At 70.2% G+C, this 15,678-nt stretch carries 17 protein-coding genes; 8 read left to right on the top strand and 9 right to left on the bottom strand.

The annotated features are described in order from the left end of the window. On the bottom strand, positions 1–501 hold a 501-nt coding region (locus tag K4G64_RS32645; RefSeq protein ID WP_221759543.1), incomplete at its 3' end, for a streptophobe family protein. Positions 502–742: 241 nt separating this feature from the next. Here K4G64_RS32645 and K4G64_RS32640 point away from each other — a divergent pair. Further along, positions 743–3,265, top strand: coding sequence for an FHA domain-containing protein (locus K4G64_RS32640; RefSeq protein WP_221759542.1), 2,523 nt, complete (start codon positions 743–745; stop codon positions 3,263–3,265). Between the two features lie 97 nt (positions 3,266–3,362). On the opposite strand, the gene K4G64_RS32635 is transcribed toward K4G64_RS32640, so the two are convergent. The 3 genes from K4G64_RS32635 to K4G64_RS32625 all read right to left on the bottom strand — a co-directional run bounded on the left by K4G64_RS32635 (position 3,363) and on the right by K4G64_RS32625 (position 6,177). Further along, positions 3,363–4,085 carry a transglycosylase SLT domain-containing protein gene (locus K4G64_RS32635; RefSeq protein WP_221759541.1) on the bottom strand — a complete coding sequence of 241 codons (723 nt, stop codon included), beginning with the start codon at positions 4,083–4,085 and terminating at the stop codon, positions 3,363–3,365. 353 nt (positions 4,086–4,438) lie between these two features. Further along, positions 4,439–5,482 carry an S-adenosylmethionine:tRNA ribosyltransferase-isomerase gene (locus tag K4G64_RS32630; protein ID WP_221759540.1) on the bottom strand — a complete coding sequence of 348 codons (1,044 nt, stop codon included), beginning with the start codon at positions 5,480–5,482 and terminating at the stop codon, positions 4,439–4,441. After that, entirely contained in the window at positions 5,479–6,177 is a 699-nt protein-coding gene (locus tag K4G64_RS32625; RefSeq protein WP_221759539.1) for an SDR family oxidoreductase, read from the bottom strand. Before K4G64_RS32625 ends, K4G64_RS32630 begins: the two co-directional genes overlap by 4 nt. Before the next feature lie 235 nt (positions 6,178–6,412). Here K4G64_RS32625 and K4G64_RS32620 point away from each other — a divergent pair, with 235 nt between their 5' ends. From K4G64_RS32620 to K4G64_RS32610, 3 genes are all read left to right on the top strand, one after another. Continuing rightward, on the top strand, positions 6,413–7,582 hold the full coding sequence (locus tag K4G64_RS32620) for a GAF domain-containing sensor histidine kinase (protein ID WP_221759538.1): 1,170 nt from the start codon (positions 6,413–6,415) through the stop codon (positions 7,580–7,582). Continuing rightward, positions 7,575–8,216 carry a response regulator transcription factor gene (locus K4G64_RS32615; RefSeq protein ID WP_221759537.1) on the top strand — a complete coding sequence of 214 codons (642 nt, stop codon included), beginning with the start codon at positions 7,575–7,577 and terminating at the stop codon, positions 8,214–8,216. Before K4G64_RS32620 ends, K4G64_RS32615 begins: the two co-directional genes overlap by 8 nt. 154 nt (positions 8,217–8,370) lie before the next feature. Then, positions 8,371–8,613: a chaplin gene (locus K4G64_RS32610; protein ID WP_190897712.1), complete on the top strand. Its 243-nt coding sequence runs from the start codon at positions 8,371–8,373 to the stop codon at positions 8,611–8,613. Between the two features lie 298 nt (positions 8,614–8,911). Here the strand turns inward: K4G64_RS32610 and K4G64_RS32605 are convergent, their stop codons facing one another. Then, positions 8,912–9,706 (bottom strand): hypothetical protein, encoded by a 795-nt coding sequence (locus K4G64_RS32605; protein ID WP_221759536.1) that lies wholly within the window; start codon positions 9,704–9,706, stop codon positions 8,912–8,914. A 161-nt stretch (positions 9,707–9,867) separates the two neighbouring features. On the opposite strand from K4G64_RS32605, the gene K4G64_RS32600 reads away from it, so the two are divergent. From K4G64_RS32600 to K4G64_RS32590, 3 genes are all read left to right on the top strand, one after another. Next, a complete protein-coding gene (locus K4G64_RS32600; RefSeq protein WP_221759535.1) occupies positions 9,868–10,665 on the top strand; it encodes an ABC transporter ATP-binding protein in 798 nt (265 codons plus the stop codon). 95 nt (positions 10,666–10,760) lie between these two features. Then, a complete protein-coding gene (locus tag K4G64_RS32595) occupies positions 10,761–11,192 on the top strand; it encodes an NfeD family protein (protein ID WP_221759534.1) in 432 nt (143 codons plus the stop codon). Positions 11,193–11,324: 132 nt separating this feature from the next. Further along, positions 11,325–12,284: an SPFH domain-containing protein gene (locus tag K4G64_RS32590; protein ID WP_221759533.1), complete on the top strand. Its 960-nt coding sequence runs from the start codon at positions 11,325–11,327 to the stop codon at positions 12,282–12,284. Between the two features lie 112 nt (positions 12,285–12,396). Here K4G64_RS32590 and K4G64_RS32585 read toward each other — a convergent pair whose 3' ends face one another. From K4G64_RS32585 to K4G64_RS32575, 3 genes are all read right to left on the bottom strand, one after another. After that, positions 12,397–12,903, bottom strand: a complete 507-nt coding sequence (locus tag K4G64_RS32585; RefSeq protein ID WP_221759532.1) for an HNH endonuclease — start codon at positions 12,901–12,903, stop codon at positions 12,397–12,399. Positions 12,904–13,113: 210 nt separating this feature from the next. Continuing rightward, the gene (locus tag K4G64_RS32580) at positions 13,114–13,653 is read right to left on the bottom strand and encodes a YbhB/YbcL family Raf kinase inhibitor-like protein (protein ID WP_221759531.1); all 540 of its coding nucleotides are present in this window, start codon (positions 13,651–13,653) and stop codon (positions 13,114–13,116) included. Positions 13,654–13,693: 40 nt separating this feature from the next. Next, positions 13,694–14,476: a sporulation protein gene (locus tag K4G64_RS32575; RefSeq protein WP_221759530.1), complete on the bottom strand. Its 783-nt coding sequence runs from the start codon at positions 14,474–14,476 to the stop codon at positions 13,694–13,696. Positions 14,477–14,620: 144 nt separating this feature from the next. Between K4G64_RS32575 and K4G64_RS32570 the strand changes: the two genes are divergently transcribed. Further along, positions 14,621–15,262 (top strand): DNA-3-methyladenine glycosylase, encoded by a 642-nt coding sequence (locus tag K4G64_RS32570; protein ID WP_221759529.1) that lies wholly within the window; start codon positions 14,621–14,623, stop codon positions 15,260–15,262. 180 nt (positions 15,263–15,442) lie between these two features. On the opposite strand, the gene K4G64_RS32565 is transcribed toward K4G64_RS32570, so the two are convergent. Then, a partial coding sequence (locus K4G64_RS32565) for a hypothetical protein (RefSeq protein ID WP_221759528.1) occupies positions 15,443–15,678 on the bottom strand: 236 nt, incomplete at its 5' end.

Here is a 15,678-nt window from a genome sequence, read left to right as displayed (position 1 = left end):
ATCGGCATCCTCGTCGTCGAGCCCCAGTGAGCCCCCGTCGATCGTGATGACGTCGTGTCCCGCCCAGGCCAGTCCGCCCAGCATCGCCACGAACAACACCACCACCGACCCCGCCCGCGCGAGCAGTTCGGCCGGTGAGATCACAACTCCCGCCGCCCGCAAGGACCGCAGGAAGAACCACGCCAGCAGCACCGCCCCGACCAGGCTCACCCCCAGTGGCGTGATCTCGATGGCCGTGTCCGCCTCCGCGCCCGTGAGGCCGAACGCCGACACATCGCCAGACGGCGTGACCGAACCACCCGCCCCGAGGGCCACCACCGCCGCGGTCATCGGCCCCAACGAGCCCGCCGCGTCCGCCTCCAGCAGCCGCAGGCCCAGCGCGGCCGTCCCCGCCATCCCGATCAACGCCCAGCTCACCGCGGCCACGGCGGACATCACCACGTCCCCCCACGGCACGCGCTCGTCGTCCTTCGCCGTCTCGACCCCTGCGGCAGCACTCATGGCAGACCCCCCGATCCGCTGCGCGACGGGAACACCACGCATGTCCCCCTCGCGTCGAAATACCACTCTCCGGCCCGGTTTCAACCCCGTCAACGGAATCGGCCGATGCGTCCGAGCGCGGTCTTCACGAGGCCCGACTTTCGGTCAGGGGGCCGCTCCTGAAATAGTTCCCCCCGATGTTCGACATCCCTAGACTCCCCATGTCGGGGGTAACTCGGGGGACAACTCAGTGGGGCATGGAGTGCCGGAACTCGTACTGGAATCAAACGGACGTACCTGGACGCTCGATCCGTCCAGGGCATACACCCTCGGACGTGATCCGCAGGGGGACGTCGTCTTCGACGACGCCAGGGTCTCCTGGCGTCACGCCACGGTCAGCTTCAACGGCCGCAGTTGGGTCATCGAGGACCACGGCAGCACCAACGGCACGTTCGTGCAGGGGCAACGCATCCATCAGATGGAGCTCGGCCCCGGTTCGGCCGTCAACCTGGGCAACGCGACCGACGGCCCGCGTCTGAACCTGTCCGGCGCCGCGGCCTCCGTCGCCACGCCGCAGGCTCAGCCCCAGCAGCAGCCGTACGCGGCGCAGGGCGCGAATCCCGGCTGGGGCCAGCAGGCTCCGGCCCAGCCGCCGCAGCAGCAGGCCCCCCACGCCGGCTGGCAGCAGTCGCAGCAGGCCGCGGCGCACATCCCGCAGCAGCAGGGTCCCGGCGGTGTCGCGGGGGCGCCGCCGGTCCATGGCGACCGCAGCCCGACCACGTTCCACCAGTTCTCCCTCGGCCGCGTGATGCGCATCGGCCGTGCCCTGGAGAACGAACTGGTCGTCTCGGACCTCCAGGTCTCCCGGCACCACGCCGAGTTCCACGCCACGCCCGACGGCCGCATGGAGATCCGCGACCTCGGCTCGCACAACGGCACGTACGTCAACGGCCAGCCCATCACCAAGGGCGGCACGCAGCTGCTCGGCCCGACCGACGTCGTCGGCGTCGGCCACTCGACGTTCCGCATCGTCGGTGACCGGCTCGAGGAGTTCGTCGACACCGGTGAGGTGTCCTTCTCCGCCCGCCACCTGACCGTGACGGTCGACGGCGGCAAGCAGATCCTCAAGGACGTCTCCTTCGGCGTCCCGGAGAAGTCGCTGATCGCGGTCATCGGCCCGTCCGGCTCCGGCAAGTCGACCCTGCTCAAGGCGCTCACGGGTTACCGCCCGGCCAACCAGGGCGAGGTGCTCTACGACAACCGGAACCTCTACAAGCAGTTCGCCGAGCTGCGTCAGCGCATCGGGCTGGTCCCGCAGGACGACATCCTGCACAAGGAGCTGACCGTCAAGAAGGCCCTCAAGTACGCGGCCAAGCTGCGCTTCCCCGCCGACACCACCGGCGCCGAGCGCGAGGCCCGCATCGACGAGGTGCTGCGCGAGCTCAAGCTCGACATCCACAAGGACAAGAAGGTCACGTCCCTCTCCGGCGGCCAGCGCAAGCGCGTCTCGGTCGCCCTGGAGCTGCTGACCAAGCCGTCGCTGATCTTCCTGGACGAGCCGACCTCCGGCCTCGACCCGGGCATGGACCGCGACGTCATGCAGCTGCTGCGCGGGCTCGCCGACGACGGCCGTACGGTCCTCGTCGTCACCCACTCGGTGGCCGAGCTGGCGATCTGCGACAAGCTGCTGGTGATGGCGCCGGGCGGCTCGGTCGCCTACTTCGGCCCGCCCGAGGAGGCGCTGAACTTCTTCGGCTACGACACCTGGGCCGATGTCTTCTCCGCCTTCGAGAACTACCGCGACTACGACTGGGCGGGCCGCTGGAAGGGCTCGCAGCACTACCAGATGTACGCCGCGGACATCGACGCCGTTGCGCCGCAGTCCGTACAGGTCCCGCAGATGCAGGCGATGAAGCCGCCGAAGCCGCAGGGCTGGATGTCCCAGTTCGTCACGCTTGTCCGGCGGTATGTCTCGGTGATCGCCTCGGACAAGGGCTTCCTCGCCCTGATGGTGATCCTGCCGGCCGTGCTCGGCGCGGTCAGCCTGCTCATCGACGCCGACAAGGGCCTGCTGCCCAACCCGGCCAACCCGCAGACCGGCCGCATCATCCCGAACGGCACGGCCACCACGGTCCTGCTGATCCTCGCGGTCGGCGCCTGCTTCGCGGGCGCGGCGAACTCGGTCCGAGAGCTGATCAAGGAACGCGTCATCTACGAGCGGGAGCGCGCCACCGGCCTCTCGCGCTCGGCGTACCTGATGTCCAAGGTGTTCGTGCTCGGCATGATCACCGTGCTCCAGGGCCTGCTCGTCGGCGTCATCGGCTTCTCCAGCCGGGAGATCCCCGAGGAGGGCCTGGTCTTCGGCAGCGCCACGCTCGTCGAGCTGTCCGTGCCGATCATGGCCCTGGGCTTCACCTCGATGATGTTCGGCCTGATCATCTCCTCGCTGGTGAAGACCGCCGAGAAGACCATGCCGCTGCTGGTGATGTTCGCCATCATCCAGGTCGTCTTCACCGGCTGCCTGTTCGCGCTGCACGGCTCGATCGGCGTCAACCAGTTCTCGTTCCTGATGCCGTCGCGCTGGGCGGTCGCCGCCTCCGGCGCCACGCTGGACTTCAACAAGATCAGCCCGCCCGAGACGGCCGGCGACACCGACCCGCTGTGGGAGCACACCGCCGGGGCCTGGGCGATGGACATGGGCGCGCTCCTCGTCCTCGGCGTGATCTGCGGCTTCTTCGTGGCCCGCTTCCTGCGCCGCCACGAGCCCGAGGTCATGCGCAAGTAGTCACCGCGGTACGACACGACGCCCGAAGGGCGGCACCCCGTCAGGAGGGTGCCGCCCTTCGGCGTACCGACAGCTGTCTCAGAGGTCCGCGCCGACCTCAGTACGCGCTGTCGACGTTGTCCATGGAGCCGTACTTGTCGGCCGCGTAGTTGCAGGCGGCGGTGATGTTGGCTACCGGGTCGTAGATGTCCCAGGAGGTACCGGGGACGTGCCAGTGCTTGAAGGTCGGCGGGATGACCTGGAGCAGGCCCTTCGACGGGATGCCGTTGATGGCGTTGATGTCCCAGTTGTTGATCGCCTTCGGGTTACCCGAGGACTCCCGCATGATGTTGCGGTGGATGCCGTCGTAGGACGCCGGGATGTCGTGCTTCTTCAGGATCGCGAGCGACTCGCGGATCCAGCCGTCGAGGTTGTTCGGGTAGCTGACGGCCTTCTTGGCCTCGGCGCGCTTGGCGGCGCGGCTCGCGGCCTCCTTGGCCTGGCGCGCGGCCTCGGCCTTCTTCTTCGCCGCCTCGGCGGCGGCCTTCTTCTTGGCGGCGGCCGCGGCGTCGGCCTTCTTCTTGGCCGCGATCTGCTCGGCCTTCAGGCTGGCGCCGGCCATCTGGTCCGTGACGCTCGCCTTGACGTCCTTGATCTGCTGGGTGCTGTACGCCACCGCAACCGGCTGAGCGGCCTCGGTCGTGGTCTTGGTCGAGGCACCGCTCGGCACCGCGGAGAACCCGATGGCGGCGGCGCCGAGGGTGGCGACACCGGCCATGGCGATCTTGTGGTGACGGGTCAGGCTACGACTCTGAACACGGCTGAAGATGTTCTTGGGCATGCTGCGTGGACCTCTTCGAATAGCGCGGGGTGTCGCTCGGCGTCCGGCGTTGGACTCGGTGTGTTTCCGACACAAACGCCGCGGAGGTGAACCCACGGCGCTGAGCGACGTCGCCAATTCTTAGCGGCCGCAAAATGGCGTGGCAAAGGTGTGACGTACGAAGGGAGATAGTGGATCAGGGATGGGTAAATCGGGGCAGATTGGACTATCCGTGCCGCTCAAAAGGGGCGAGTTGTCTCCTAAGTCCGTTCGTACGTGACGTGGGTCCTATGCGAGGGCTCACATCGCCCCTAGATCAGTCTCACGGGCAGTTGCAGAAGCGATGCTCTGTGTGAGGCCCTTCTCAGGGGTGCTCAGCGCAGGACGAGGTGCACGTCCCCTAACTCGTGCCACAGATAGCGCCCTTGCAGCGCGGCCTCGTACCCCCGCTCGACCGCAAGCCGCCCCGCGACCGCCTCCAGCATCAGCAGATGCGAGGCCTGCGGCTCGTGCAGCCCGGTCAGCAGCCCGTCCACCACTCGCACCCCGCGCTCCGGCGTGACGACGAGCTCCGTCCACCCCGCACGCGCGCGGACGGCCCCGTCGGCGCCCACCGCCGACTCCACGGCCCGCACCGTCGTCGTCCCCACCGCCACCACCCGGCCCCCGCCGGCCCTCGCGGCCTCGATCAGCCGCGCCGACGCCTCCGGCACCGCGAAACGCTCCGGATACGGCGGCTCGTGCGCCTCCGCCGAGGCCACTCCCGTGTGCAGCGTGACCGGCGCGAACAGCACCCCCCGGCTCACCAGCTCCGTCACCAGCCGCGCCGTGAAGGGCCGCGCCGCGCTCGGCATCTCCGCACTGCCCGTCCCGTCCGACGACGGCAGCGCGAACACCGTCTGATAGGCGGACAGCGGCTGGTCCCGCTCCGTATAGGCGTAGCGAATGGGCCGCCCGTACTCCCGCAGCAGCTCCGGCACCCCCGCCCCGGACACCCGCGCCCACCACAGCCGCTCACCCCGCCCGCTCAGGGGCTCCTCCAGGACCAGTCCCACGCCTCCCGGCAGGCGCACCTCCCTCCCCGCGGGCCCACCCGCACGCGCGCGCGTGGTGCCCCGCCCGTCGGGCTCCCGCAGTTCCACCGCCCAGCGGCCGTCGTCCCCGCGCGTCGAGAAGTGCACCACCACGCGCGCGTGCCCGGTCCAGCCGTCCACGGCCGCCGCCAGCGTGGCCGAGGTGTTGACGACGAGCAGGTCCCCGGCCCGCAGCAGCAGCGGCAACTCGCGGAACGTGTGATGTGCCACCTCGGCACCCCGCGACACCAGCATCCGTACGGCGTCCCGCTCCAGCCCCGGCCCCCGCTGCTCGACGGGCACCCGGGCCGACAGCTCCTCCGGTACGCGCACGGCCAGGGTCATCGGGCTCCGTCCAGCAGCGCCGGTGCCCCGTACCGCCCGCTCGCCGGACGCTCGTCCAGCAGCCGCAGGAATCCCGGCACGACATCCGCCGGCTCCGGCCGCGGCTCCCGGTCCTCCGGTACGGCAGCCGCGTACAGGTCCGTGGCCATGTCCCCGGGATCGACCGCCCAGACCCGCAGCCCCGGCTCCTCCACGGCGAGCACGGCGACCAGATGGTCCAGGGCCGCCTTGGACGCCCCGTAGCCGCCCCAGGTCTCGTACGCTTCGGCCGCCGCGTCCGAGCTGACCGCGACGACGGCACCCGCCCGCGAGGCCCGCAGCAGCACAAGCGCCTCCTGGACCAGACCCAGCCCCGCCACCAGGTTCACCTCCAGCGCCCGGCGCAGCCCGTCCAGGGGCAGCTCCTCCAGCCTGACCAGCGGCTCGGCACCCAGCGCGCTCGCGTTGTGCACCAGCAGGTCGACGCCGCCCAGCCGCCAGGCCGCTGCCACCAGCTCCGCCCGGTGCCCGGCGTCCGTGACGTCCCCGGGCAGGGCGGCCACCCGCGTGCCCTGCGCGGACACGGCCTCCGCCGTCTCCGCCAGCGCCGTCGCGCCCCTGGCGTCGAGCACCAGGTCCCAGCCCCGCCCGGCCAGGGCCAGGGCCAGCGCCCGCCCCAGCCCCTTCGATGCCCCGGTGATGATCGCAACCGGCATGATCCGCTCCCTCGTCTGATCGCGTGGCCTCAACGTAGGTACGGGGCCATGCGGGCCGCCTCGGACGCGGGCCGCAGTCCGCCGGGTCCCTTCGCCCTACGCCATGGGACCGGCGGCCCCGGCCGTAGGACCCGCCGCCCGGCCGCCTCGGCCCCGGGACCTAGGCCCACCGACCGGGCACCCGGCCGCCGGCGGTCCGATCCGCCCTGTCACAGCCCGCCGGTACCGTGAGGTCATGAGTCACGGTCCCCGGTCCGGCCTCGCCGCGGTGAGCTCCGCGTTGCTGGCCATGAGCAGGCATCTCGAGGTGCGCGACGTCCTCAAGACGATCGTCGCCTCGGCCCGCGAGCTGCTCGACGCCGAGTACGCCGCGCTCGGCGTCCCGGACGACCACGGCGGCTTCGCCCAGTTCGTGGTCGACGGCGTCAGCGAGGAGCAGTGGAAGGCCATCGGCCCCCTCCCGCGCCAGCACGGCATCCTCGCCGCGATGCTGCACGAGGCCAGGGCCGAGCGCCTCGCGGACGTCCGCAAGGACCCCCGCTTCGAGGGCTGGCCGAAGGCCCACCCCGACCTGGTCGACTTCCTGGGCCTGCCGATCCGCGACGGCGACGAGGTCATCGGCGCCCTGTTCCTCGCCAACAAGCTGCGTCCCGGCTCGGGACACACCCCGTGCCCCGAGCCGGAAGGCGGCTGCGGCTTCACGCAGGACGACGAGGAACTGCTCGGCATCCTCGCCCAGCACGCCGCGATCGCCCTCACCAACGCCCGCCTCTACGAGCGCAGCCGCGAACTGACCATCGCCGAGGAGCGCTCCCGCCTCGCCCACGAACTGCACGACGCGGTCAGCCAGAAGCTGTTCTCCCTGCGCCTGACCGCCCAGGCCGCGGCCCGCCTGGTCGACCGCGACCCCTCCCGGGCCAAGGGCGAACTCCAGCAGGTGGCCGTCCTGGCCGCCGAGGCCGCCGACGAACTGCGCGCGGCGGTCGTCGAGTTGCGCCCCGCCGCCCTCGACGAGGACGGCCTCGTCGCGACCCTCCGGACGCAGATCCAGGTCCTCGACCGGGCCCACAGCGCCCGCGTCACCTTCGCCGGCCACGGCGTGAGGGCCCTGCCCGCCTCCCAGGAGGAAGCCCTCCTGAGGGTCGCCCAGGAGGCCCTGCACAACGCCCTGCGCCACTCCGGCGCCGACCACGTCGACGTGACTCTGGACCGCCGCGGCGGCGGAGCCGTCCTCAGGGTCACGGACGACGGCAGCGGCTTCGACACGCGGGCGGTCCGGCACGCGGGACGCCACCTCGGCCTGGTCTCGATGCGGGACCGGGCGAGCGGCGCCGGCGGCACGCTGACCGTGGAATCGGTGCCCGGCAAGGGCACCGTGATCGAGATGGAGGTCCCCGGTGGCTGACGCGATCAAGGTGCTGCTCGTCGACGACCACCAGGTCGTCCGCCGGGGCCTGCGCACCTTCCTCGAAGTGCAGGACGACATCGAGGTCGTCGGCGAGGCCGCGGACGGCGCCGAAGGAGTCGAGCGCGCCGAGGAGTTGAGGCCCGACGTCATCCTCATGGACGTCAAGATGCCGGGCATGGACGGCGTCGACGCCCTGCGCAGACTCCGCGAGCTGGACAACCCCGCGCGCGTGCTGGTGGTCACCAGCTTCACCGAGCAGCGGACGGTGGTCCCCGCCCTGCGCGCCGGCGCCGCCGGGTACGTCTACAAGGACGTCGACCCCGACGCCCTCGCCGGAGCCATCCGCTCGGTCCACGCCGGGCACATCCTCCTCCAACCGGAGGTCGCCGGCGCCTTGCTGGCTCAGGAGGAGTCCAACTCGGGCACGGGAAGGGCCGGTTCGCTCACCGAGCGGGAGCGCGAAGTGCTCGGCCTCATAGCGGACGGCCGCTCCAACCGGGAGATCGCCCGCGCGCTCGTCCTCTCCGAGAAGACCGTCAAGACCCACGTCTCGAACATCCTGATGAAACTCGACCTGGCCGACCGGACGCAGGCCGCCCTGTGGGCCGTCCGCCACGGCGTGACCGGCTGACCCACTCACCCACGGCAACGCGGAAGGTTGCGTTCCGGACCGAGATTCATACTGTCGTGGGAACGTCCCTCGGATGGCGCAACCTCGATGGATCTCCACCGTTCTCCATGCGTGCCGCGGCGCCTGCCGCGGCGATCGCAAGGAGGGCTCAGAAGTGAAGAACCTGAAGAAGGCAGCGGCCGTGACGATGGTGACGGGTGGCCTGCTGGCCGCCGGCGCGGGCATGGCCTCCGCCACCAGCGCCCACGCCGACGGCCAGGCCGTGGGCTCCCCGGGCGTCGGCTCGGGCAACGTCGTCCAGGCCCCGGTGCACGTCCCGGTCAACGTGTCCGGCAACAGCGTGAACGTCGTGGGCGTCCTGAACCCGGCCTTCGGCAACCTCGCCGTCAACCACTGACACCCCACCTCCGTCTCCGAGCCGGAGGGACCCCGGCCTCCCGGACCTGCCCGGGAGGCCGCTCGGCTGCGTGCGGCCTGAGCCGCGGGCATGCGTGCCGCCCAAACTGCGGGCGCCCGTCCCGCCCAGCTGCGGGCATGCGTGCCGCAAAGGGCGGCACGGGTGGGCGCAGCGGCACCCCGCTACGCCGGGCTGCGGACCCACCCGGCCCCAGCATCAACGCCGGGCACCCCGCGACGAAGGGCTGTGAAACCCCTCACCCCCCAGCACCCACACCGAGCACCACACACAGAAGCGGTCACCGCACGCCCCGCTCCCGCTCCTCCACAACGGAGTTGTACGCCGCGACCTGCGCCCGCCGAGCCGTCCGCTCCACCGGCCGCAACGCCTCCCGCCGCGCAAAGATCTCCGACGAACTCACCGCACCCCCGTGCCCACTCCCACTCTCCGTCGCCACGGCGATCAGCGCCCCCACCCGCTGCGCCAGCTCCAGCACCCGCACAGCCCGCGGCGGATACCCCGGCGCCAGCACCTCCCGCCCCCGCTCGGCCCGTGCCCGGTACGCATCGATCGCCGCCTCCGCCACCGGCCCCGACCCGGCCACATCCAGCCGCGTCAGCAGCTCCGTGGCCTCCCGCAGGGCCTCTGCCAGCTCCCGCTCCGCCTCACCCAGCGACGGCACGTCCGCCGGCGGCGCCTCCCGCACGGGCAGTACGTGCCACACGACCTCCACGTGCACATCACCCCGGGGCCCGGCCTCGTACACCTCCGGCACCAGCCCGAACGCGGCGCCGTAACAGACCACCGCCTGCTCGGCGTCCAGCGCCCGCGCGTTGAACTCCGGCGGCCCGCTCAGCCCCAGCGGATGCCCCGGCGCGGGCAGCGCGACCCGCAGTCCGGTCACCCCGAGCGTCCGCAGCCGCCCGAGCGCGAGAGTGAGACCCACGGGCGCCGCTTCCCCGGGCAGCCCCTCCACCCGGTGCACCGCGTCCTCGCCGACGACGGCGAGCACGGCGTCGTCCGGCGAGACATGTCCGGCCAAAAGGGCATTTCCCCAAGCTGCGAGACGTCCAGCACGTGGTTCCGAGAGCATGCCTCCACCCTAGGACCCTCCAAGGACCGGACCGAGGGAATGCCCGGGCGACCCGGTGGCGTAGATTTCATGGAGGGCTGCGCCCACCGGCGCGGCGGACCGAGCCACAGGCTTACGCGACAGCCGAGACCGGCCACACTGCAAGGGGAGACAACGCGCTCATGAGCGATGTTCTGGAGCTTCAGGACGTATCCGTGGTCCGTGAGGGCCGGGCTCTGGTGGACCAGGTCTCCTGGTCGGTCAAGGAGGGCGAGCGCTGGGTCATCCTCGGCCCGAACGGCGCCGGCAAGACCACCCTCCTCAACCTCGCTTCCACCTACCTCTTCCCCAGCTCGGGCACCGCCACCATCCTCGGCGAGACCCTCGGCCGGCCCGGCACCGACGTCTTCGAGCTGCGCCCCCGCATCGGCGTGGCCGGCATCGCCATGACCGAGAAGCTCCCCAAGCGCCAGACGGTCCTGGAGACGGTCCTGACCGCCGCGTACGGCATGACCGCCACCTGGCACGAGGACTACGAGGACATCGACGAGCAGCGCGCCCGCGCCTTCCTCGACCGCCTCGGCATGAGCGAGTACCTGGAGCGCCGCTTCGGCACCCTCTCCGAGGGCGAGCGCAAGCGCACCCTGATCGCCCGCGCCCTGATGACCGACCCCGAGCTGCTCCTCCTCGACGAGCCCGCCGCCGGCCTCGACCTCGGCGGCCGCGAGGACCTCGTCCGCCGCCTCGGCCGTCTCGCCCTCGACCCGATCGCCCCCTCGATGCTCATGGTCACCCACCACGTCGAGGAGATCCCCCCGGGCTTCACCCACGTCCTCATGATCCGCCAGGGCAAGGTCCTCGCCGCCGGCCCGCTGGAGCTCGAGCTCACCTCCCGCAACCTCTCCCTCTGCTTCGGCCTCCCGCTCGTCGTCGAACAGTCGGGCGAGCGCTGGACCGCACAGGGCCTCCCGCTCTCCTGAACCGGACCGCCACCCCACAAATCCCCGAGTAAGAACGGGATTTCACACCACGGGCGCCCTGTCGGCGACAGGGCCCGCGGACCTACCATGACCATGTGGAAATCGACGCATGGCTGTGGTGGCTGATCGGCGCGGCAGCGCTCGGTATCGCGCTCGTGGTCACCGCGATGCCCGAACTCGGCATGCTGGCGGTGGGAGCCATCGCCGCGGCGGTGGTCACCGGCGTCTTCGGCGGCGGAGCCGTCGCCCAGGTCGCGGTCTTCGCCGTCATCTCGACCGCGGGCATCGCCGTCGTACGGCCCATCGCGAACCGCCATCGCGCCCAGCGACCCCAATTCGCCTCCGGCGTGGACGCGTTGAAGGGCAGACAAGCCGTCGTGCTGGAACGCGTCGACGCCTCCGGCGGCCGGATCAAGCTGGCCGGCGAGATCTGGTCGGCCCGTGCCCTCGACACCGGCCACGCCTACGAAGTGGGCCAGGAAGTCGATGTCGTGGACATCGAGGGAGCCACCGCGATCGTCATGTGACCTCGCGAGACGTAACTGCGGTGAACTCCTCGCCAGCCACACGACGGTCTGTCAGACTCGACCAGCAAGATCTTCGACAACCATAAGATCTGCCGAAGGCGCCGAAGCGGAGAAGGGACACGGGGAACGACGATGGAACCGGTCATCATCGTCCTGATCATTCTGGTGGTGTTGGTCTTCATCGCCCTGATCAAGACGATCCAAGTCATCCCACAGGCCAGTGCGGCCATCGTCGAGCGCTTCGGGCGCTACACGCGGACACTCAACGCGGGACTCAACATCGTCGTCCCGTTCATCGACACCATCCGCAACCGCATCGACCTGCGTGAACAGGTCGTCCCCTTCCCGCCGCAGCCGGTGATCACCCAGGACAACCTGGTGGTCAACATCGACACCGTCATCTACTACCAGGTGACCGACGCGCGGGCCGCGACGTACGAGGTCGCCAGCTACATCCAGGCGATCGAGCAGCTCACCGTCACCACGCTCCGCAACATCATCGGTGGCATGGACCTCGAGCGGACCCTCACCTCCCGCGAGGAGATCAACGCGGCCCTGCGCGGCGTCCTCGACGAGGCCACCGGCAAGTGGGGCATCCGCGTCAACCGCGTCGAGCTCAAGGCGATCGAGCCGCCCACCTCCATCCAGGACTCGATGGAGAAGCAGATGCGCGCCGACCGCGACAAGCGCGCCGCGATCCTCCAGGCCGAAGGTGTCCGGCAGTCCGAGATCCTGCGCGCCGAGGGTGAGAAGCAGTCCCAGATCCTGCGCGCCGAAGGTGAGGCCAAGGCCGCCGCACTGCGCGCCGAGGGCGAGGCCCAGGCCGTCCGCACGGTCTTCGAGGCCATCCACGCCGGCGACCCGGACCAGAAGCTCCTCTCCTACCAGTACCTCCAGATGCTCCCCAAGATCGCCGAGGGCGACGCCAACAAGCTCTGGATCGTCCCCAGCGAGATCGGCGACGCCCTCAAGGGCCTCTCCGGCGCCATGGGCAACTTCGGCGGCATGGGCGGCGGTTCCGGCGGCAACGGCGGCGCGACCGGAGTCGGCGTCCCCGCCCAGGAACGCCGCGAGAAGCCGTCCATCGACTGACAGCACCCACAACGCACGTTCCCCGCACCCCTTCAAGGGGCGCGGGGAACTACGCGATCAACCATGACGAACCCGCAGCCGAAGAGCCACCCAAGGCCCCACGGCACCCGCTTCACGCCGCGTCCAGCACCAGCCAATCCGGCAGCGCCGCGAAGTCCTTCTGCGCCAGCGTCAGCAACATCGCATCCGCCGGAGTCGGCTCGAACGGCCGCCGCAGCAGCGGCATCCCCGCCTCCTCAGGAGTCCGGTTCGCCTTGCGGTGATTGTCCTGCGCACACGAGGCCACCGTGTTCAGCCACGTGTCCTGACCACCCTGCGACCGCGGCACCACGTGGTCCACGGTCGTCGCCCGCCTCCCGCAGTACGCGCACCGGTGCCGGTCCCTGACCAGCACACCCCGCCTCGACCACGGCGCTTGTCTTCGGAACGGCACCCGTACGTACTGGCAGAGCCTGATCACCCGGGGCGCCGGTATGTCGACCGCGGCTCCCCGCATCCGCAGCTCGGGGTGGGCCTGCTCGACGACGGCCTTGTCCTGAAGCACCAGAACGACGGCTCGGTTCAACGTCACCGTCGACAGCGGCTCGAAGCTCGCGTTCAGTACCAGCGTGTCCCGCATACCAGCCCACCTCCCGTGTGCACCGGCCCACCCCCTGGCGGGCTGGGATCAACTCTGGCCGGGCACGCCGAGATGGACAACGCAATATCTGCTGCTCCCACAGGGGGTGACCCCCGCGGCCCCCGGCAACAAAAATGCCCGCTCCTGATCAATTCCAAGACCAGGAGCGGGCAAACGTTCCGTGAACGCCGGGATTGCGGGGCGACCCGCTCAGCCCTCGGCAGGCACCTCGTACTCGCCGATCAGCTGGGCCCGCCCGATCGTGTGGAACCGCAGGTTGAAGCCCACGGCCGCGGGCGACGCGTCCGAGTCCGGACCGAGCTTCTCCTGGTCCACGGCGTACACCGTGAACACGTACCGGTGCGGCCCGTCCCCGGGAGGCGGCGCGGCCCCACCGAACTCCTTGCCGCCGTAGTCGTTACGAGCGTGGATCGCGCCCTCGGGCAGGCCCTCGAACTTACCGCTGCCCGCACCCACCGGCAGCTCGGTCACCGACGCCGGGATGTCGAACAGCACCCAGTGCCAGAAGCCGCTGCCCGTCGGGGCATCGGGGTCGTAGCAGGTCACGGCGAAGCTCTTGGTCTCGGGCGGGAAGCCCTCCCACCGCAGCTGCGGCGAGGTGTTGCCGGCCGCCTGGACCTGAGCGTCCTTGAGCGTCGCACCTTCCTCGACGTCCTCGCTCTTCACCGTGAACGACGCGACGGGCGGATGGAAGTCGTGGGGGAGCGGCCGCCGCTTGAGCTCGGTCACCTCGGTACCTCCTGATCGTTTCGTGCAGTAGCCCCCGAGCCTAGAACCAGTTGCGCTTGCTGCCGACCTCGGACAGCCACTGGTTGAGGTACGCGGTCCAGTCCGTCCCCTGGTAGTCGTTCAGACCCACCTGGAAGGAGCGGAAGGTGTCGCTGCCCTCGCTGAACAGCCCCGGCTTCTTGTCCATCTCCAGCACCACGTCCATGGCGTTCTGGTCGGCGACGAAGCTCAGCTCGACCTGGTTCAGCCCGCGGTACTGCTGCGGCGGGTAGAACTCGATCTCCTGGTAGAACGGCAGCCGCTGGCGCGTCCCCCGGATCACACCGCGCTCCATGTCCGCGTTCTTGAAGCGGAAGCCCAGCTGGATGAAGGCGTCGAGGATCGCCTTCTGCGCCGGCAGCGGGTGCACGTTGACCGGGTCCAGGTCACCGGAGTCCACCGCACGCGCGATCTCCAGCTCCGTCGAGACCCCGATGTTCATGCCGCGCAGGGCCTGACCGTCGATCATCGTGATCGGCGTCTCCCACGGGATCTCCAGCCCGAACTGCACGGCGTGCACCGCGTTCGCCTGCAGTTCGAACGCACCGCCCAGCCGCGACTTCGTGAACTCGATGTCCTGCTTGTACTCCTGGTCGCCGCTCTCCACCTCGACCTTGGCCTGCAGCCCGACCGAGAGCCCCTCGATCTGCTGATTGACGGACCCGCCCTGGATCCGCACCTCACCCTGGACGACACCGCCCGGGACGACGTTGACCTCGTGCAGCACCGTCTCGACCGAAGCCCCGCCGGCCCCCAGGCTCGCGAGCAGCTTCTTGAACGCCATGTCTCTCCCTCTCGCCCACAACGGGTGGATCCTTGATCCATACAAACGCGATCCGGCCGTGGCCGGTTCCACGCCCCACCCTGGCAAGGGCGGTGCCCGACGGCCACCCCGCGGCACCACTCATCTCCAGTACCCTCGGACGGCATGATCGCGACCCCTGACCGTACGCCCCTGTCCAGGGAGTTCTTCGACCGGCCCGTCCTCGATGTCGCCCCCGATCTGCTCGGCCGCATCCTGGTACGCAGCACCCCGGACGGTCCGATCGCCCTCCGCCTCACCGAGGTCGAGGCCTACGACGGGGCAGACGACCCCGGCTCTCACGCCTATCGCGGACGCACGGCCCGCAACGAGGTGATGTTCGGTCCGCCCGGTCATGTGTACGTGTACTTCACCTATGGCATGTGGTTCTGCATGAACCTGGTCTGCGGCCCTCAGGGAAAGGCGAGCGCGGTCCTGCTGCGCGCCGGGGAGATCGTCGAGGGCGCCGAACTGGCCCGGACCCGTCGACTCTCGGCCCGCAACGACAAGGAACTGGCCAGAGGCCCGGCCCGGCTGGCCACAGCCCTGAACGTGGACCGCTCTCTGGACGGCACGGACGCGTGCACCGCACAGGAGACCCCGCTCCGCATGCTGACGGGCACTCGTGTGCCCTCCGACCAGGTACTCAACGGTCCCCGCACCGGTGTGGGCGGCGACGGAGCCGTGCACCCCTGGCGCTTCTGGGTCGCCAACGACCCGACGGTGAGCCCCTATCGAGCCCATGTCCCGAGGCGCCGACGAAGTTGACGCGCCCCGCCGGGGTGCGTAATGTGGCCCGAGCCGCTGTTCCGGGTAGGGCACTCGCCCTGCAGGCGGAAGCGGCCAAACCACTACCCAGCGACTCCCCTCAGCAGGGGCGAATTCGGCGTGCTCGCATGCCTGAATTCGACGCCGACAGACTCGATTATGAGTTGGACGGGGAATCCGCTAACGTAGTGAATGTCGAAAGGCCGACGAGCGAAAGCCCGGGCCGGACGGCAAATCCCGCCGACAGGGAATCGGATCGAAAAGGATCTGATAGAGTCGGAAACGCAAGACCGAAGGGAAGCCCGGAGGAAAGCCCGAGAGGGTGAGTACAAAGGAAGCGACCGTTCCTTGAGAACTCAACAGCGTGCCAAAAGTCAACGCCAGATATGTTGATACCCCGTCTATCGGATCACCGA

The sequence above is a fragment of the Streptomyces sp. WAC04114 genome (genome assembly GCF_019733245.1).
GTDB classification, from domain to species: Bacteria; Actinomycetota; Actinomycetes; order Streptomycetales; family Streptomycetaceae; genus Streptomyces; species Streptomyces massasporeus_A.
This window is presented reverse-complemented; position numbering and strand designations above follow the sequence as displayed.